This window comes from Rhizobium bangladeshense (assembly GCF_001662075.1).
GTDB lineage: Bacteria > Pseudomonadota > Alphaproteobacteria > Rhizobiales > Rhizobiaceae > Rhizobium > Rhizobium bangladeshense_B.
In genome coordinates this window covers 198,511-216,217 of sequence record NZ_LYPL01000009.1, presented here as the reverse complement: position 1 = coordinate 216,217, position 17,707 = coordinate 198,511, and the positions used below count along the sequence as shown (strand labels likewise).

15 protein-coding genes are annotated in these 17,707 nt (G+C 61.0%); 4 read left to right on the top strand and 11 right to left on the bottom strand.

Features of this window, described 5'->3' with window-relative positions; genetic code table 11:
• Positions 1–80: 80 nt before the first annotated feature.
• A complete protein-coding gene (locus tag A7X77_RS19135; protein ID WP_064684409.1) occupies positions 81–1,094 on the top strand; it encodes an alpha/beta hydrolase in 1,014 nt (337 codons plus the stop codon).
• A gap of 44 nt (positions 1,095–1,138) precedes the next feature.
• Here the strand turns inward: A7X77_RS19135 and A7X77_RS19130 are convergent, their stop codons facing one another.
• Together A7X77_RS19130 and A7X77_RS19125 are read right to left on the bottom strand one after the other, a co-directional pair.
• Positions 1,139–2,320: a glycosyltransferase family 4 protein gene (locus A7X77_RS19130; RefSeq protein ID WP_064684408.1), complete on the bottom strand. Its 1,182-nt coding sequence runs from the start codon at positions 2,318–2,320 to the stop codon at positions 1,139–1,141.
• Positions 2,321–2,557: 237 nt separating this feature from the next.
• Entirely contained in the window at positions 2,558–3,598 is a 1,041-nt protein-coding gene (locus A7X77_RS19125; RefSeq protein ID WP_064684407.1) for a glutamine synthetase beta-grasp domain-containing protein, read from the bottom strand.
• Positions 3,599–4,005: 407 nt separating this feature from the next.
• On the opposite strand from A7X77_RS19125, the gene gstI reads away from it, so the two are divergent.
• Entirely contained in the window at positions 4,006–4,197 is a 192-nt protein-coding gene (gstI, locus tag A7X77_RS19120; RefSeq protein ID WP_010057423.1) for a glutamine synthetase translation inhibitor GstI, read from the top strand.
• 83 nt (positions 4,198–4,280) lie between these two features.
• On the opposite strand, the gene A7X77_RS19115 is transcribed toward gstI, so the two are convergent.
• The 7 genes from A7X77_RS19115 to A7X77_RS19085 all read right to left on the bottom strand — a co-directional run bounded on the left by A7X77_RS19115 (position 4,281) and on the right by A7X77_RS19085 (position 11,336).
• Entirely contained in the window at positions 4,281–5,204 is a 924-nt protein-coding gene (locus A7X77_RS19115) for a sugar kinase (protein ID WP_082928836.1), read from the bottom strand.
• 178 nt (positions 5,205–5,382) lie between these two features.
• Positions 5,383–5,724 (bottom strand): hypothetical protein, encoded by a 342-nt coding sequence (locus tag A7X77_RS19110; protein WP_064684405.1) that lies wholly within the window; start codon positions 5,722–5,724, stop codon positions 5,383–5,385.
• Positions 5,725–5,881: 157 nt separating this feature from the next.
• The gene (locus A7X77_RS19105) at positions 5,882–6,868 is read right to left on the bottom strand and encodes an ABC transporter ATP-binding protein (protein ID WP_064684404.1); all 987 of its coding nucleotides are present in this window, start codon (positions 6,866–6,868) and stop codon (positions 5,882–5,884) included.
• Positions 6,861–7,868: an ABC transporter ATP-binding protein gene (locus tag A7X77_RS19100; protein ID WP_064684403.1), complete on the bottom strand. Its 1,008-nt coding sequence runs from the start codon at positions 7,866–7,868 to the stop codon at positions 6,861–6,863. Before A7X77_RS19100 ends, A7X77_RS19105 begins: the two co-directional genes overlap by 8 nt.
• Position 7,869: 1 nt before the next feature.
• Positions 7,870–8,787 (bottom strand): ABC transporter permease subunit, encoded by a 918-nt coding sequence (locus A7X77_RS19095; protein ID WP_064684402.1) that lies wholly within the window; start codon positions 8,785–8,787, stop codon positions 7,870–7,872.
• On the bottom strand, positions 8,784–9,707 hold the full coding sequence (locus A7X77_RS19090; protein ID WP_064684401.1) for an ABC transporter permease subunit: 924 nt from the start codon (positions 9,705–9,707) through the stop codon (positions 8,784–8,786). Before A7X77_RS19090 ends, A7X77_RS19095 begins: the two co-directional genes overlap by 4 nt.
• A gap of 48 nt (positions 9,708–9,755) precedes the next feature.
• Positions 9,756–11,336: a peptide ABC transporter substrate-binding protein gene (locus tag A7X77_RS19085; protein ID WP_064684400.1), complete on the bottom strand. Its 1,581-nt coding sequence runs from the start codon at positions 11,334–11,336 to the stop codon at positions 9,756–9,758.
• Between the two features lie 285 nt (positions 11,337–11,621).
• On the opposite strand from A7X77_RS19085, the gene A7X77_RS19080 reads away from it, so the two are divergent.
• Complete coding sequence (locus A7X77_RS19080; protein WP_064684399.1) at positions 11,622–13,343, top strand: alpha-glucosidase; 1,722 nt, start codon at positions 11,622–11,624, stop codon at positions 13,341–13,343.
• Positions 13,344–13,365: 22 nt separating this feature from the next.
• Here the strand turns inward: A7X77_RS19080 and ade are convergent, their stop codons facing one another.
• On the bottom strand, positions 13,366–15,063 hold the full coding sequence (ade, locus tag A7X77_RS19075; RefSeq protein ID WP_064684398.1) for an adenine deaminase: 1,698 nt from the start codon (positions 15,061–15,063) through the stop codon (positions 13,366–13,368).
• Between the two features lie 121 nt (positions 15,064–15,184).
• A complete protein-coding gene (locus tag A7X77_RS19070) occupies positions 15,185–16,288 on the bottom strand; it encodes a branched-chain amino acid ABC transporter substrate-binding protein (protein ID WP_064684397.1) in 1,104 nt (367 codons plus the stop codon).
• A gap of 459 nt (positions 16,289–16,747) precedes the next feature.
• Here A7X77_RS19070 and A7X77_RS19065 point away from each other — a divergent pair, with 459 nt between their 5' ends.
• The gene (locus A7X77_RS19065) at positions 16,748–17,662 is read left to right on the top strand and encodes an HD-GYP domain-containing protein (RefSeq protein ID WP_064684396.1); all 915 of its coding nucleotides are present in this window, start codon (positions 16,748–16,750) and stop codon (positions 17,660–17,662) included.
• Positions 17,663–17,707: the final 45 nt, after the last annotated feature.

Genomic DNA, 17,707 nt, shown 5'->3' with positions numbered 1-17,707 from the left:
AAATTTAAGTTGTCCGATAAATAATCGTGCGCGATACAAATGCTGTTCGAGACGAACAACAAAACCGAGAGGACAAGACAATGTCGACCATCAAGACCGCAGTTTCCGCAGCAGTACTCTTGGCAACCTCCGCCGTCGGCGCGCTTGCCGATCCGGTCCTCGAGCAGACAACGCAGACGTTCATCGACGGTCTTGCCGGCGGCAAGCCGATCTACACGCTGTCGCCGACCGATGCCCGTAACGTTCTGTCCGGCGCGCAGAAGGGCGAGGTCAAAAAGCTCGCCGCAAAGGAAGAGGATAAGGTCATCAAAACAGGCCCGACCGGTAGCATCAAGCTGCGCATCGTCCGCCCGGAGCATGCCAAGGGCACGCTGCCGGCCGTTCTCTACTTCCACGGCGGCGGCTGGGTACTCGGCGATGCGGATACGCATGACCGGCTGGTGCGTGAAATCGCCAACGGCGCAAACGCCGCCGTCGTCTTCGTCGATTACGAACGCTCGCCGGAGGCCCGATACCCCGTCGCCATCGAGCAGGCCTATGCCGCGACCAAATATGTCGCCGAGCATGCCAAGGAATTCAACGTCGACGCCAGCAGGTTCGCGGTCGCAGGCGACAGCGTCGGCGGCAACATGGCGGCGGTGGTGACGCTGCTTGCCAAGGAGCGCGGCGGCCCCGCCATCGACCAGCAGGTGCTGTTCTACCCCGTCACGGACGCCAATTTCCACAATGGTTCCTATAATGAGTTCGCCAATGGCCCCTGGCTGACCAAGGAAGCAATGAAGTGGTTCTGGAACGCCTATCTGCCTGACGAGGCCAAGCGCAAGGAGCCGACGGCTTCGCCCCTGCAGGCATCGCTCGAACAGCTCAACGGCCTGCCGCCGGCCCTTATCATCACCGATGAAAACGACGTGCTGCGCGACGAAGGCGAAGCCTATGGCCGCAAGCTCAGCCAAGCCGGCGTCAAGGTCACCTCGATCCGCTATAACGGCACGATCCACGACTTCGTGCTGCTGAATGCGATTGCCGAAACGCCGGCGGTCCGCAGCGCGATCAAGGTCGCGAACGACACGCTTCGCAGCGCGTTGCACAAGTAAGCGCGATTGGAACTCTTGTTTTCACGCAATTCCGCGGAATGGCTTTAGTCTGCGTACGGCAAAGGCCCGGTGGTTTCGCCGGGCTTTCTGCTTCTTGGAAGCGACTTGGCAAATTGCCAGGCCTTCTTCCATTTCGGCGTGATCACGCCATTGGCGGCGCGGATATTGTTGATGAACTGCGTCGACGCCGCTTCCCAGGAATATTGCATGGCCAGCGCGCGCGCCTTCTCGCGCGAAGCGGAAAGGGCGGCAAGGCAGGCGGTTCGCAGGTCCGCATCCAGCGCCCCGACCTCGCTATCGTCTCCGATAATATCGAGCGGCCCGGTGACCGGATAGGCAGCAACCGGCACGCCCGATGCCAGCGCTTCGAGGATGGTGTTGCCAAAGGTGTCGGTGAGCGACGGGAAGACGAAGACGTCGGCCTGAGCATAGGCCGTCGCCAGATCCTCGCCCAATTTCACGCCGGTAAAGTGCACATCGGGATAGCGCTGCTCCAGTTCGGCGCGCGCCGGGCCATCGCCAACGACAACCTTCGAGCCGGGCAGGTCGAGATCGAGAAAGGCCGGCAGGTTCTTTTCCAGCGCGACGCGGCCAACCGTCATGAAAATCGGGCGCGGCAGGTCGAAGGGCTCTTCTTCGATCGGCATGGGATGAAATTGCGTGGCGTCGATACCGCGGGTCCAGGGCATCAAATTCTTGATGCCGCGGGCTGACAGCTCGCGAGCCAGGCTCGGTGTCGCGACCATGCAGCCGGCGCCGCCATTGTGGAACCAGCGTATGAAAGCATAGAGCCAGCTCTGCGGGATCGGCAGGCGGGCGGAAACATATTCGGGAAAGCGGGTGTGATAGCTGGTGGAGAAGGGCATGCCCTTGCGCAGGCACCAGCGGCGGGCGGTCAGCCCCAGCGGACCTTCGGTGGCGATGTGCACATAGGTGGGATTATGCTTTTCGATCTCGCGCGCGACGCGGCGGTAACTGGCGATCGACAGGCGGATCTCCGGGTAGGTCGGGCAGGGGATGCTGTTGAAGCGCTCCGGTGTCACCATCGAAACCTCAACACCCATCTTCGCCAATTCGCGATTGGTGTTCTCGATCGAGCGCACGACGCCGTTGACCTGCGGGTGCCAGGCGTCGGTGACGATCACCAGCCGCTCCGGCAGATTTCCGGCGGCTGCGGCATTGGCCCAACTCTCGCCGCTATAAGTATTTGCCGGACGTTGCAGCATGTCGTGATTTCCATCCGCGTTGCAGTGATACCAACGCTCAGCCCCATAGCGGGGTTCCGGAACGGCGATTCCCGCCTGCCTATTTTGAGGCATGACCATGATGGAAATATTACAGCCGCATGCCAGCATTTGCAGGGCTTTTGGCGGTCCGATCCCCGCGAATATGTCAGCGGCCGATCGCGAATTTCATGCGGAAGGAATGACGGCGCCGGTCATGGACCGACGCCGTTTGGGAGGTTAAGCGGCAGCGGAGGCCGAACCTGCAGTCGGAACTTCCGAGATCGTCTTCAGAACCTGCGACGCGATCTGGTAGGGGCAGCCCTGCGAGTTCGGGCGGCGATCTTCCAGATAGCCCTTGTAGTCGTTCTTGACGAAGGAGTGCGGCACTCGGATCGAAGCGCCGCGGTCGGCGACGCCGTAGGAGAACTTGTTCCACGGCGCGGTTTCGTGCTTGCCGGTCAGGCGCTTGTCATTGTCCGGACCGTAGACGTTGATGTGATCCATCAGGTTCTTTTCGAACTGCGCCATCAGGGCTTCGAAATAGGCCTTGCCGCCGACTTCGCGCATATACTTGGTCGAGAAGTTGCAATGCATGCCCGAACCATTCCAGTCGGTGTCGCCGAGCGGCTTGCAGTGATATTCGATGTCGATGCCGTATTTTTCGGTCAGGCGCTGCAGCAGGTAACGTGCCATCCAGATCTGGTCGGCGGCCTTCTTGGAGCCCTTGCCGAAAATCTGGAATTCCCACTGGCCCTTGGCCACTTCGGCATTGATGCCTTCGTGGTTGATGCCAGCAGCCAGGCAAAGGTCGAGATGTTCCTCGACGATTTCGCGGGCGACATCGCCGACGTTCGAATAGCCGACGCCGGTGTAGTAGGGGCCTTGCGGAGCCGGATAGCCCTGCTCGGGGAAGCCGAGCGGACGGCCGTTCTGGTAGAAGAAATATTCCTGCTCGAAGCCGAACCAGGCATCTTCATCGTCAAGGATGGTCGCGCGGGCGTTGCTCGGGTGCGGCGTGACGCCATCCGGCATCATGACTTCGCACATGACGAGCGCGCCGTTGGTGCGGGCCGGATCGGGATAAATGGCGACCGGCTTCAGCACGCAATCGGAGCTGCGGCCTTCGGCCTGCATGGTCGACGAACCGTCGAAGCCCCAGAGCGGAAGCTGTTCCAGCGTCGGGAATACGTCGAATTCCTTGATCTGCGTCTTGCCACGCAGGTTCGGTACCGGAGTGTACCCATCGAGCCAAATATACTCGAGCTTATATTTTGTCATCGTGACTCTCTCAATGCTACGAAGGTGAGCAAATCCGGAGACGATCTCCGCGCGTAAGCGCATCCAACCGCCAGGGGATGCCCTTTTAAAAGCACGTAGCGTGCCAGTTCGACCGCCTCGACACGAAAATATGCACATCAGCCGGCCCACACGCATTCTCTGTGTCCGAAATGCCCGCTTTCGGCGAGAAAAGGGATTTTCGGCATAGGAACCGGATGAAAAATTCGGCGTTAGCCCGAAGTGATGAAGTGTTGAACAAATAGGCGGACGCTCGCAGCGGAGACAGCATATCGATCAATCACAAGATATACGTGCATATATTTTATGCAATTTGCATAAACTATGTGCATTGTGGTAGGGTCGCGGATGTCGAATGTTGATGCGCCGAACGGAATGGAGGCGATCTTATGCCAACCGGTTTCCATCGTGAATCCGCAACGATCTACCAGTTTCCCGTCAAGCCGGCTCGGACCCCCAGCCGGTTCGAACGCGCCCGGCTGATGGAGCGCGAGGCAGCCGATGTCTGCGACGCGGCGCTCGACAGCTGCTGGTATCATGACGAGGCGGTTCGCGAGTCCGATCGGCCGACGAAGTCCTGATTGCTTGATACCAGCGGCAGTAACGCCGATACGGCGGGGAGCGCCCGCGCATGGCGTCCGTATGTTGGTCGTCATGCGCGGGCTCAACGCCCGCTCAATCCGAGCTTTTCCTTGGCGACCAAGGCGCCATGCTCACTGACGACTCGGGCTGCGACGCTCGCGGCGAAGCGGGCGGCGGCCGGCGCGTCCTGGGTTTCGAGGTAGCGCGCGAGGAAGGCGCCGTTAAAACTGTCGCCGGCGCTGGTGGTATCGACCACTGTCTCCACCGTCTCGGCCGGAACGAAGGTCTCGTGGCCGGCGAAATTCAAGCGAACGCCGTCCGCGCCGTTCTTGACGACGACATTGGCAGCGCCCAGGGCGCGATAGCGTTGAATCGTCGCCTCGATGGAATCGTCGCCGAAGTGCGCGGCTTCGTCGTCGAAACTCGGCATGACGAGCACGGAAGAGCGTGCGCCTTCGCTGATCGTTGTGTGCATCACGTCGTAACTCGACCAGAGGCGGGGACGGATGTTCGGGTCGAAGGCCACGAGTTTGCCGGCCGCCTTGGCGCGGCGGATTTCGGCGAGCAGTGTCGTGGCATCCTCTTGCGGCAGAATGGCCAGGGTGATGCCGGAGAAATAGACGAGGTCGGCGCTTTCCACCGCGTCGCGCAGGCGGTCGGGATCGGCGGCAAGGCTGCGGGCGGCCGAGCTGTCGCGCCAGTAGCTGAAGGAGCGCTCGCCGTTCTTCAGACTGATCATATAGAGACCGGGCGTCCTGCCTCTGATGCGCCGGATCAAGCTCGTGCCGATGCCCGCCTTGTCGATGAAGGCGACCATCTCGTCCGACATGGCGTCGTCGCCGAGGGCGGTGAAATAATCGACCGACCAGTCGGGGCCAAGGCAGGCGCGGGCATACCAGGCGGTGTTGAAGGTATCGCCGGCAAAGCCTTTGCGTAGCAGGCCGTCACCGGCCTGCGAGAGCTCCACCATGCATTCACCGATTGATAGAAACCGTCTTCCGCTCACCTTGTCCTCCCGGCATGAGCGTCCAACAGGCCGCTCTATCGCTTTGAATTGACGCTTCATCCGCTGATACGCGGAGCCGTGCAGAGTGACAAGCATTGATATCGTGAGCGCCGGTATCACAGGAAATGAAAAGCCCGCCTTCGCGGGCGAAGCGAAGGCGGGTACCGGCGCAGGTTGATTATTCGTGGATGGTGTAGCTGCCGAGCTCGCAAAGATCCTGTGTGTCTTCGGTCGTGTCGAGGTCCGAGTTTTCGTCGAATTCGAAGCGCATGTCGTATTTGCAGACGGTGCGGCCGTCGGCGATGGTGATGTTCACGGTCTCGCCCGGATTGAGGACCTTCTCGCCGAAGACGTCTTCTTCCCAGCTATTGACGCCGGTGGGCGAACTGTAAAAGCGCGTCAGGACGGAATTGGTCCCGTTGGTGAGCTGGAACTTCAGATCTTCGGCACGCGACGGCACGGCCGAGGCGGCGATGATCACGCCGGCAAGCGCGATCAATCCAGAGACTTTCGATTTCATATAGCGTTCCCCCGCCCATGATCGGGCGGAGAAAGGGATAGCATATCCGCAACTAAATCTTTGTTATCGGAGACTATAGATTCCAAAGTAATTCCGTTTTCGGAACACATCACCCCACAGAGGGAGGGACGCAGATGTTCTGAAAAGATCGTTCCATTCACGGCCTGTCCATGTGGTAGCAGGCTGCCTTCTGGCCGGGGCGAACCTCCTCGGTCGGCGGCATTTCGGTGCGGCAGATGTCGGTCGCCTTCCAGCAGCGCGGCGAGAAGACGCAGCCTTTCGGCGGATTGAGCAGCGAGGGCGGATCGCCCTGCAGGCGGATGCGGGTACGCAGGCGCGCGAGCTTCGGATCCGGGATCGGTGCGGCCGAAAAGAGCGCCTGAGTATAAGGATGGGCCGGATGGTCGAAGACGGTGGCGCAGTCGCCCGATTCTACCACCCTGCCGAGATAGAGCACCAGCACATCGTCGGAGATCAGCCGCACGACGGAGAGGTCGTGGCTGATGAAGATCAGCGTCAGGCCGAACTCCTTGCGCAGCTTGCGCAGAAGCGTGATCACCTGGCCCTGGATCGAGACGTCGAGGGCCGAAACCGGCTCGTCGCAGACGATGAGCTTCGGTTTGGTGATGACGGCGCGCGCAATGCCGATGCGCTGGGCCTGGCCGCCGGAAAATTCATGCGGATAGCGATTGATCATCTCCGGGACAAGACCAACGGCACTCATGATCTGGCGGACCCGGTCGGTGCGCTCGGCCTTCGAAAGCTTCGGCTCGAAGACGGTGAGCGGCTCGGCGATGATGTCGCCGACGGTCATGCGCGGGTCGAGCGAGGCGATCGGATCCTGGAAGATGATCTGCATGTCGCGGCGCGCGGCGCGCATCTCCTCTTCACTGAGGTCGAGCAGATTGCGGCCCTGCCAGAGAATGCGGCCCTTCTGCGATTTCAACAACCGCAGGATGGAGCGGCCGAGCGTGGACTTGCCGCAGCCGGATTCGCCGACGATGCCGAGCGTGCGGCCCTCGGCGAGATCGAAGCTGACATTGTTGACGGCGGTGAGGAAGACCGGCGGCTTGAAGAAGCCTTTCGCCGGCAGTTCGAATTGGGTCGTCAGGTTTTCGACCCTCAGCAGCGACCGCTCAGCCATGGTTCAGCAACTCCTCACGACGCGGGAACGGGTGGTAACAGGCGGCGCAGTGGCGCGGCGCCAGCGTTTCGAGCGGCGGTGGACGGTCGATACAATCGTCCTGAACCTGCGAACAGCGCGGCGAGAAATTGCAGCCCTTCGGCAGGTGCTGCAAGTTCGGCGGGCGGCCGGGAATGACGACGAGGTCGTCGACATCCTGGTCCGGCCGCGGGATGGAGGCATGCAGCGCCGCCGTATAGGGATGGGCCGGGTTGTTGAAGAGTTCGTCGACCGGCGCTTCCTCGACGATGCGACCGGCATACATGACGGCGACGCGATCGGCGAGGCCGGCGACGACGCCAAGATCGTGGGTGATCATGATCAGCGCCGTGTTCATCTCCGCCGTCAGGTCGTTGAAGAGATCGAGGATCTGTGCCTGGATGGTGACGTCGAGCGCCGTCGTCGGCTCGTCGGCGATAAGCAGCTTCGGTTTGGTGAGCAGCGCCATGGCGATGACGATGCGCTGGCGCATGCCGCCTGACAGTTCGTGCGGATAGAGGTGGAAGCGACGGGTCGGATCGGGAATGCCGACCCGTTTGAGCATGTCCAGCGCTGCGTCCGATGCGGCGCGCGCCGTCAAGCCGCGATGAACCTCCAGCTGTTCCGTCAGCTGCCTCGAAATCTTCAGCGACGGATTGAGCGCGGTCATCGGATCCTGGAAGACCATGGCCATGTCCTTGCCGCGGATTTGATCGAGCTCGCGCGGCTTCAGCGACAGCACGTCCTTGCCTTCGAGCAGCGCTTGGCCCGTCGTGGCGCCGTTCTTGGCCAGCAGACCCATGATGCCGAGGAAGGTCTGGCTTTTGCCGGAGCCGGACTCGCCGACGATGGCGATGCGCTCGCCGCGGCGAACCGTGAGGTTCATGTTGGAGACCGCCTTCACCTCGCCATCGGGCGTCGCAAAGGTGATCGAGTAGTCGCTGAGCTCCAGCAGCGTGTCCTTTTGAGTGTCTTTCTGCATTCTATCGATCCTTGGGGTCGAACGCGTCGCGCAGGCCGTCGCCGATGAAAAGCAGACTGAGCAGCAGCGTCACCAGGAAGCCTGCCGGGAAGATCAGCAGCCAGGGCATGCTTTCCATAGCGTCAGTCCCTTCCGCGATCAGAGTGCCAAGCGAGGTCAGCGGCTCCTGCACACCGAAGCCGAGATAGGAAAGGAAGCTTTCGGTGGCGATGATTTCGGGCACCGTCAGCGCTGCAAAGATGACCACAGGTCCGACCAGGTTGGGGATGATGTGCTTGACGATGATCTTGAACGGCCGCTGCCCCGAAGCGCGCGCCGCTTCGATGAATTCGCGATGCTTGATCGACAACGTCTGGCCGCGCACGATGCGAGCCATGGTCAGCCACTCCAGCGCGCCGATTGCGGCAAAGAGCAGATAGACGTTGCGGCCGAAGATAACCATCAAGAGAATGACGAAGAGGATGTAGGGGAGCGCATACATGATATCGACGAAGCGCATCATGATCGCATCCAGCCTGCCGCCGATATAGCCTGAAATCGCGCCGTAGAGTACGCCGATGACGACGGAGACGACGGTTGCCGTCAGCGCCACGGCAAGCGAGACCCGCGTGCCGTAGAGGACGCGGGCGAGGAGATCGCGGCCATTCGGATCGGTGCCGAAATAGTGGCCGGTTTCGATCGATGGCGGGATGCGGAAAGCGGCCCAATCCGGATCCTCATAGTTGAAGGGAATGAACCAGGGGCCGAGGAAAGCGGCGAGGATCAGCAGGGCCAGGACAGCGATTGACAGAACGGCCGCCTTGTTGCGCCCGAGCCGCCGCAACGCATCCTTGGTGAGCGATCGGCCTTCGGGCGCCAGGCCCTCCGCCTGCAGCAGTTCCTCGGCGAGCAGCTCGCGCTTTGCGGGATTGAGGATCATCGGTTTCTCACTTTCGGATCCAGCCAGGCATAGGCAATATCGACGAGAAGGTTCAGGAACACGATCAGCACCATGTAGAAGATGACCGTTCCGAGAACCATGCCGTAATCACGATTGAGGGCTGCGTTGACGAAATAGCGGCCGATGCCGGGCAATCCGAAGATGCTTTCGACAACCAGCGAGCCGGTGAGAAGGTAGCTTGCGGCCGGACCCAGATAGGAAACAACTGGCATCATGGCGGGCTTCAGCGCATGGCGCATCACCGTCAGACGCGGTCCGATGCCCTTGGCCTTGGCGGTGCGGATGAAGTTCTGGTTCATCACTTCGATCATCGAGCCGCGGGTGATGCGCGAGATGCGGCCTGCATGCGGCAAAGCCAGGACGACGATCGGCAGGATCAGGAACTTGATCGAGCCGTCACCCCAGCCGCCGACCGGAAACCAGGCGAGGTGGATGCCGAAGATGAGCTGCAGGATCGGCGCGATCAGGAAGTTCGGCAGCACGACGCCGACCAGGATGAGCGCGCCGAGAATGTAATCCGGCGCCTTGTTCTGGTAGAGCGCGCCAAGACAGCCGACGGCCACGCCGACGATGATGGCGATCAGAAAGGCAGCGGTGCCGATGGTGAAGGTATAGGGCAGACCGATCATGATCTGCTGGGCGACGGTGAAATCCTCGCTGGCGAAGGAGGGGCCGAGATCGCCTCGCAGCAGATCTCCGACATAGATCAGGTACTGCTGGATCAGCGGCTTATCGAGGTTGTAGTGAACGGCAAGGTTCTTGAGGATCACCGGCGGCAATGGGCGTTCGCCATCGAAGGGGCCGCCGGGGGCAAGGCGCAAAACGAAAAAACAGGCTGTGACGGCGATCCACAGAACCGGGATCGTCGATAGCAGGCGACGGAGGGCGTATTTGATCATGATCGTGGGCCGGTCCTTTCCGCACCGCGCGGAAAGGACCGTTTTCCCTTACTCTTTCATCGACAGCCAGCGCGTGCGGTGGATGTCCTGGATGTTGTCGACGAAGCCTTCGATCTTCGGCGAAACGAGGTTCTTCGAGACATAGTAGTAGATCGGTAGGGCGGCGGATTCATCCAGCGCCAGCTGCTCGGCCTTCTTGAAGATTTCGGCGCGTTTCTTCAGGTCGGTTTCGGCGTTTCCTTCCTTGATCAGCTTGTCATATTCGGGATTGGACCAGCGGCCGTAATTCATCTGAACGCCTGTTACCAAGAGGTTCAGGAAGTTGTCCGGATCATTGTAATCGGCAAGCCAGCCGGCGCGGCCGATTTCGACCTGGCCACGCTGCATCTGGTCGTAGTGCACCTTGGTTTCGGCATTGACGAGCTCGACGTTGACGCCAAGCGGCTTCCACATGGATGCGATCGCAACGGCGATGCGCTTGTGATTGTCGTTGGTGTTGTAGCTGAGGACGGCGTGAAGCGGCTTGTCCGGGCCGAAGCCGGCCTCAGTCAGCAGTTTCTTGGCTTCGGCGACCTTGTCCTTATACGGCAGGTCCTTCCAGCTGACATAAGCCGGCTCGCCGTAATTGGCGGTGCCCGGCGGAACCCAGGAATAGGCCGGCAGTTCGCCGGTGCCGAGGATCTGCGGGCCGATCACTTCGCGGTTGATCGCCATGGACAGGGCCTGGCGGACACGCTTGTCGCTGAAGGGCGGCTTCTGCGAGTTGACGACGTAATAATAAAGGCCGGAGAAGGGCGCGACATGCGCCTGGCCCGGCAGGTTCTTTTTCATCCACTCGTACTGGTCGGTTGGGAAATCGGTGAGGATATCGAATTCGCCGGCGCGGTAACGTTTCAGTGCGGCTTCCTGATCTTCGAGCACGAAGAACTTGGCGCCGTCGATCTTTAGATCCTTGGTGCCGTACCACTGGTCGTTCTTGACGGTGGTGACGTGCGAGCCCGGAACCCATTCGGTCGGCTTATAGGGGCCGTTGGTGACGATGTTGCCGATCTTGACCCAGTCCTGACCCTTGGCCTCGACGACATGCTTGGGCAGCGGATAGGCCGTGTAGTGCATCAGCGCGTTGATGAAATAGGGAGTCGGGTTTTCCAGTGTGATTTCGAGCGTCTTGTCGTCGATTGCCTTGACGCCGAGCTGGTTGAGGTCGGTGATCTCGCCCTTGTTGATCTTTTCGGCGTTCTTGATGGTGAACTGCAGATAGGCATAATCGGCGGCGTTCTTCGGGTCGACGAGGCGCTGGAAGGCGAAGACGAAGTCTCCGGCCGTTACCGGCTGGCCATCGGACCACTTGATCCCGTCGCGAAGCTTGAAGGTGTAGACCTTGCCGTCCGGCGAAATGGTCCAGCTTTCGGCCTGGCCGGGAATCGGATTGTCCTTGGCGTCTTCGGTGACGAGGCCTTCGAAAATGTCGCCGGCGATACGGTTCTCCCAGTCGCCGGAAAGCTTTTGCGGGTCGAGCGACTGCGGATCGCCACCATTATGGATGTTGAGCGTGGCCGCATGCGCCGAAAACGCCAGCAATGTGCCAAGCATTGCGGAGGCGAGAAATTTTTTCGTGAACTGGTTCATCGTGGGTTCACCTTTCTAGGCTTTGCGCCTTTATTAGACATCTGTTCCCGGTGTTTGACCTCTTACGTGCAGGTCAGTGCGCACCTTATCGCAAAGGAATCGCGTTGCAACCCCAAATGCGGAGGCGGGAAACGGGTTGTGGACAAGCCTATATACGTCTCCTCCTTGTCGGATCACGACGACGTCGCCCGGTGCGTCCGGCACCTCCACAACGGCCTCAGCCAGTTGTCTTTTGTTTCGTCCGCTTTACTGTTGCGAGCGCAAACGAAGCAGGAGATGTAGCCGATGGCATTGCAGGCAGGCGAAAATGCGGATTGGTGGCGCGGCGCGGTAATCTATCAGGTCTACCCGCGCTCGTTTCAAGACACCAACAGCGATGGCCTCGGCGACCTCAAGGGGATCACCCGCCGGCTGCCGCATATTGCCAGCCTCGGTGTCGATGCGATCTGGCTCTCTCCCTTCTTCAAGTCGCCGATGGCCGACATGGGCTATGACGTCTCCGACTATTGCGATGTCGACCCGATCTTCGGCACGCTCGCCGATTTCGACGAGATGATGGCCGAGGCGCACAGGCTCGGCATCAAGGTGGTCATCGACCAGGTGATCTCGCACACATCGGACCGGCATCCCTGGTTCGTCGAGAGCCGGGCGAGCCGGAGCAATCCGAAGGCGGACTGGTATGTCTGGGCCGATCCGAAGCCGGACGGTACGGCGCCGAACAACTGGCTGTCGATCTTCGGCGGGCCCGGCTGGGAGTGGGACGGTGTGCGCCGGCAATATTACCAGCATAACTTTCTGACCTCGCAGCCGGACCTCAATTTCCATTGCGAAGAAGTGCAGGATGCGGTGCTGGAGACGGTGAAGTTCTGGCTCGACCGCGGCGTCGACGGCTTCCGGCTGGATACGGTGAACTATTATTTCTGCGACAAGCAGCTGAGAAGCAATCCGCCGCATGAGCCCGACGAGGATGACGCCGGCCTCGATGCGCCAGACACCAATCCCTACGGCATGCAGAACCACCTCCACGACAAGACGCAGCCGGAAAATGTCGATTTCCTCAAGCGCTTCCGGGCGCTGCTCGACCAGTACGAGGATCGCACGACTGTCGGCGAGGTCGGCGATGGGGCGCGTTCACTAAAGACGGTTGGCGCCTATACGAGCGGCGGCGACAAGCTGCACATGTGCTACACATTCGACCTGCTCGGACCGGAGTTCACCGCCGAGCACATTCGCGGTTGCGTCGAGGACTTCCAGAAGGTGGTGACCGACGGCTGGGTCTGCTGGGCTTTTTCCAACCACGATGTCATGCGTCATGTCAGCCGTTTTGCGCTGACGGCGGATGAGCGCCCTGTTATCGCCAAGCTGGCGATCTCGGTGCTAGCAGCGCTACGCGGTTCGATCTGCCTTTACCAGGGTGAGGAACTCGGCCTGCCGGAGGCGGAGCTTGCTTTCGAAGATCTGCGCGACCCCTACGGCATCCGTTTCTGGCCGGCGTTCAAGGGCCGCGACGGATGCCGCACGCCGATGCCCTGGGAGGCCGGCAAGGCGCATGCGGGCTTCACCTCGGCGGAAAAGAGCTGGCTGCCGGTGCCTTACGAGCAGGCGGCGCTTTCCGTGGATACGCAGGAGGACAGCGACAACTCGGTACTGCACCACTACCGCAGGACACTCGCCTTCCGGAAGAGCCACCCGGCGCTGATCGACGGTGAAATGACCTTTGTCGGCACCAACCAGGACCTGCTCGCCTTCACCCGCGAAAAGGGCGGGGAAAAACTGCTGTTCGTTTTCAACCTGACGCGCAAGCCGGCGGATTTCCGCCTGCCTGACGGTATCGTGCTCGGGGAGCCGCTGGCAATGCCGGGCTACGAGGCTGTGAACGATGCGGGAACGGTGAAACTTGCGGCGCTGGATGGGTTTTGTGCGCGGGTCAGTGGCCTCTCGAAATTGCTCGACAAGGTGCCCTATGCGAAACCTGTAGAGGGCGAATTGCCGGAAGCCTGGCGGTGAGCACCCATAGCTCTGGCGCTGCTCACCCGATCAGCGCGAACTTGTCCACGTCGACCATGCCGCGGTCGGATATTTTCAGGTGCGGGATGACCGGCAGCGGCAGGAAGGCGAGCTGGAGGAAGGGTTCCTCCAGCGTTGCGCCGAGCGCGAAGGCGGCCTTGCGCAGATGGTGCAGAGTATCGCGGACGTTTTCGTAGGGCTCAAGGCTCATCAAGCCGGCAATGGGCAGGGCAATTTCGCCGGTGACCTTGCCATCCTCCACGACGACAAAGCCGCCCTGGATCTCGCCGAGGCGGTTTGCGGCGCGCGCCATGTCATCCTCGCTGACGCCGACGACGCAGATATTGTGGCTGTCATGGCCGACGGTGGAGGCGATTGCGCCCTTTTTCAGGCCGAAGCCCTGGACGAATCCGTTGGCGTGGTTACCGTTCTTGCCGTGGCGCTCGATGACGGCGACCTTGATGATGTCGTTGGCAAGGTCGACTGCCGTCTCGTTGCCTTTGACGGGCAGCCGGTAGCGGCGATGTTCGGTGATGATCTTGCCCGGCATGACGCCGATGACCGATGTCTCGCCCTCCCTGGCCGGCACGCCGAAATGGGTGGCGTTGATCGGCCGGGCCTTGACGCTGGCGAGACCGATCGGGGCGACCGGCTTGCGTGTGGAAAAGAGCGCATCGGTGACGCGGCGGCCGGCGGAGAAGACCATTTCGGCGCGGCAACTTTCCAGGCTGTCGAGAACCACGAGATCAGCACGCCAGCCCGGCGCGACTAGGCCGCGATCGCTGAGGCCGAAGGCGCGGGCTGCCGAAATCGAGGCGGCGCGGTAGATCGCCAAGGGCTCGACGCCGCTGGCGATCGCCGTGCGGATCATGTGATCGAGATGGCCCTGTTCGGCGATGTCGAGCGGATTGCGGTCGTCGGTGCAGAGCGCGAGATATGGTGAAAGCCGTTCGGTGATGATGGGGATCAGTGCGGCGAGATCCTTCGACACGGAGCCCTCGCGCACGAGGATATGCATGCCCTTGCGGATCTTCTCCAGCGCCTCAGTGGCGGTCGTGCATTCGTGCTCGGTGCGGATGCCGGCTGCGAGATAACCGTTGAGGTCGTTGCCTGATAAAAGCGGTGCGTGTCCGTCGATATGGCCGCCCTGAAAGGCGTCGAGCTTGGCCATGCAGACGGGATCCTTGTGGATCACGCCGGGGAAATTCATGAATTCGGCGAGGCCGATGACCTTCGGGTGATGGCGGAAGGGCAGGAGGCGTTCGATCGGCAGGTCGGCGCCTGCGGTTTCGAGATGGGTCGCCGGCACGCAGGAAGAGAGCTGGACGCGGATGTCCATGATCGTCTCCAGCGCGGAGTCCAGAAAGAATTCGATGCCGGCAGTTCCGAGGACATTGGCAATCTCGTGCGGATCGCAGATCGCCGTGGTGACACCATAGGGCAGGACGCAGCGGTCGAATTCATGCGGCGTCACGAGCGAGGATTCGATGTGCAGATGCGTGTCGATGAAGCCGGGAACGACCGTTCGGCCCGATATGTCGATCTCGGTTTCACCCACATAAGTGCCTGATGTGCCGACGATGCGGTCGCCGCCAATGGCGACATCGGAGCGGACGATTTCGCCGGTGACGAGATCGAAGAAGCTGCCGCCCTTCAGCACGATATCGGCGGGCACGCGGCCCACACCCTGGTCGATGAGACGTTCGAGTCTGCTGGTCATGGCACCGCTCACATTGCAACCGATTCCGAAACTTATAACCGATCTGCCGCGACATGCGATGCCTACAAAAAAAGACCGGGCGCCGTGAGGCGCCCGATCCTGCCTTTGTCAATGCTGCCGGTTACTCGGCAGCGACGATCTTGCCGCCTTCCCACTTGTAGAGCGAGAAGCTCTGCGAGGTCAGGTCGCCGGCTTCGCCGTAGGTGAGCTTACCGATGGCGGTCGGGATCTCCTTGCCGTCTTTCAGGGCGGCGGCGACGGCTTCGGCATTCTCGGCGCTGCCGGCCTTCTCGATGCCGGCCTTCAGCACTTCGACGGCGGCATAGGCGTTCAGCGTGAAGGCCTCGGCCGGAATGTTCTTGGCGGCGAGCGCGTCGGCGGCCGTCTTGGAGTCCGGGTTCTTGGTGGCGTCGGAGGCGTTGGTGAACAGCGTGCCTCCCGCCGCATCCGTGCCGATCGCCCAGAATTCGGTGTTGGAGAGGCCATCGCCGCCGATGATCATTGCGTTGGCGGAGAGGTCATGCAGCTGGCGGGCGAGCAGGCCGCCTTCCGGGTGATAGCCGCCGAAATAGACGATATCGACCTTCTCGGACTTGATGCGGGTGGTGAGCGCGCTGAAATCCTTGTCGCCGGGCGTGATCGCGTCATTGACGACCTCGGTAACGCCACCGGCGTTCAACGTCGCCTTGAAGGCATCGGCGAGGCCTTTCCCATAGGCGCCCTTGTCGTTGACGATGGCGATGCGCTTGTCCTTGAAGTTCTGCAGCACGTATTTGGCGGCGACTTCCGCCTGCTGGTCGTCGCGACCGCAAGTGCGCAGCACATTGGTGAGGCCCCGCTTGGTCAGGTCGGGGGCGGTTGCCGTCGGGGTGACCATCAGCACGCCGTTTTCAGCCAGCACGTCAGAAACCGGGATCGCGACACCCGATGTCACCGGGCCGACGACGAAGCGGATGCCGTCGCCGACGACCTTGTTGGCGGCGGAAACGCCCTGCTTCGGTTCGCCGGCATCGTCGGCCAGTTCGAGGACGACCTTTTCGCCGAGAATTCCACCCTTCTTGTTGATCTCGTCGACGGCGGTCTGAGCACCGTTCTTCACCTGATCGCCATAGGCGGCGACCGGACCGGTCAGCGGTGCGATCAGGCCGATGGTGATATCGGCATGGGCAAGCGGTGCAAAAGCGAGTGACGCGACGAGGGTCGCCGTCAATGTCTTCAGGGTCATTATCTGTCTCCTTGGATGGGGTCGTCGACCCGCGATGAGATGCCGCGCCGGCCTTCCCGATCATTCAACAGCCCTCTCGGGGGCCGTGCCAAGGACGATCGGTAACGGCGCGATCAGCGAGCCCGCCGGCCATGTTTGACTCGAGGAAGCTCATGCAAGATTTCTAGGAATTTTGATGATTGCGCAAGTTCATAACAAAATGAACGGAAAATACGGTCGATCCGACCTAAAATACGCTTGGGCGGATCATTTTCCACGTTTTTTCAGGGATTTTTCAGAGGCGAGGTCAAAGGCCAGGGAGGCCGCCGGACGAAACACCTCCGCACGGTTGTCTTTATCTTTCCCATTAACCGTTAGTTTGGCCAATGACAGTAGGATCCCACCATACCCAAATACGGCAGCATTGAAAAAGAGACGACATAAAGAATTACATAGATATATCGGGAAACAGAGATCTGGATGCTCAAGCGTATCGATGCCGGTCAGGTGCGGATCGGAATGTTTGTGGAGGCTGTCGAGGGCCTGTGGCAGGATCCGCTTTTGTCCAAGCGCAGATTTTCCCTGCGGCGCGAGGTCGATGCGGCAAAAATTCGTAAATGCGGCACCGCCAGCGTCGTCATCAATACCAGCAAGGGGCTCGATATCAACGGCCAACCGGGCCGCGACATCGAGCTCGACATCCAGGCGGCGCGCGAGACCGTCCAAAAATCCGTGCAGTTGCTGGAGGAGGCCTTCGGGCGGTTGCGCGATGGCGACGGAATCAGCGTCGATCACCTGACGCCGGTCATTTCTTCCGTCTCCAGGTCGATGGATGCGAACCCTTCGGTTTTTCTCAGCGTCACACGCCTGAAATCAAAAGACGAGGTGACCTTCCTGCATTCAATTTCGGTGAGCGCGCTGATGATCCTTTTCGGCCGCCATCTCGCACTCGATGAGCAAACGATCCAGATGCTCGGCGCCGCAGGTTTGCTGCACGACGTCGGCAAGCTTGAAATTCCACTTGAGGTTCTCAACAAGGCAGGGCCCCTGGAAAGGGATGAGATCAGCTTGCTCCGGGGGCATCCGGAGAAGGGGCATGCGATCCTGTCGCGGCAGGAGGGCATGTCGGAGATCGTCCTCGACGTTTGCCTCAATCATCACGAGCGCATCGACGGCAAGGGCTATCCGCGCAGCTTGTCCGGCAGCGAGGTGAGCCTTCACTCGCGGATTGCCACGATCTGCGATGTTTACGACGCCATCACTTCGGTGCGGCCGTATAAGGCGCCATGGAGCGCCAACGAGGCACTGAAATGGATGCTCGGCGCTGAAGGGCATTTCGATCGCCAGCTCCTGAAAAAATTCGCCCTCTGCCTTTCCGTCGCTTCTGTGAGCTGAGTTTCTTGTATCCTCGGACGAAAAGACCCGCGAGAGCATTGTCCG

What these genes read in the sequence shown, in the direction of transcription:
- A7X77_RS19095 (WP_064684402.1), bottom strand. Translation starts at nt 8,787, where the DNA reads ATGATCCTCAATCCCGCAAAGCGCGAGCTGCTCGCCGAGGAACTGCTG.
- ade (WP_064684398.1), bottom strand. Translation starts at nt 15,063, where the DNA reads ATGACCAGCAGACTCGAACGTCTCATCGACCAGGGTGTGGGCCGCGTG.
- A7X77_RS19065 (WP_064684396.1), top strand. Translation starts at nt 16,748, where the DNA reads ATGCTCAAGCGTATCGATGCCGGTCAGGTGCGGATCGGAATGTTTGTG.
- A7X77_RS19080 (WP_064684399.1), top strand. Translation starts at nt 11,622, where the DNA reads ATGGCATTGCAGGCAGGCGAAAATGCGGATTGGTGGCGCGGCGCGGTA.
- A7X77_RS19105 (WP_064684404.1), bottom strand. Translation starts at nt 6,868, where the DNA reads ATGGCTGAGCGGTCGCTGCTGAGGGTCGAAAACCTGACGACCCAATTC.
- A7X77_RS19090 (WP_064684401.1), bottom strand. Translation starts at nt 9,707, where the DNA reads ATGATCAAATACGCCCTCCGTCGCCTGCTATCGACGATCCCGGTTCTG.
- A7X77_RS19100 (WP_064684403.1), bottom strand. Translation starts at nt 7,868, where the DNA reads ATGCAGAAAGACACTCAAAAGGACACGCTGCTGGAGCTCAGCGACTAC.
- A7X77_RS19110 (WP_064684405.1), bottom strand. Translation starts at nt 5,724, where the DNA reads ATGAAATCGAAAGTCTCTGGATTGATCGCGCTTGCCGGCGTGATCATC.
- A7X77_RS19125 (WP_064684407.1), bottom strand. Translation starts at nt 3,598, where the DNA reads ATGACAAAATATAAGCTCGAGTATATTTGGCTCGATGGGTACACTCCG.
- A7X77_RS19130 (WP_064684408.1), bottom strand. Translation starts at nt 2,320, where the DNA reads ATGCTGCAACGTCCGGCAAATACTTATAGCGGCGAGAGTTGGGCCAAT.
- A7X77_RS19070 (WP_064684397.1), bottom strand. Translation starts at nt 16,288, where the DNA reads ATGACCCTGAAGACATTGACGGCGACCCTCGTCGCGTCACTCGCTTTT.
- A7X77_RS19085 (WP_064684400.1), bottom strand. Translation starts at nt 11,336, where the DNA reads ATGAACCAGTTCACGAAAAAATTTCTCGCCTCCGCAATGCTTGGCACA.
- A7X77_RS19135 (WP_064684409.1), top strand. Translation starts at nt 81, where the DNA reads ATGTCGACCATCAAGACCGCAGTTTCCGCAGCAGTACTCTTGGCAACC.
- gstI (WP_010057423.1), top strand. Translation starts at nt 4,006, where the DNA reads ATGCCAACCGGTTTCCATCGTGAATCCGCAACGATCTACCAGTTTCCC.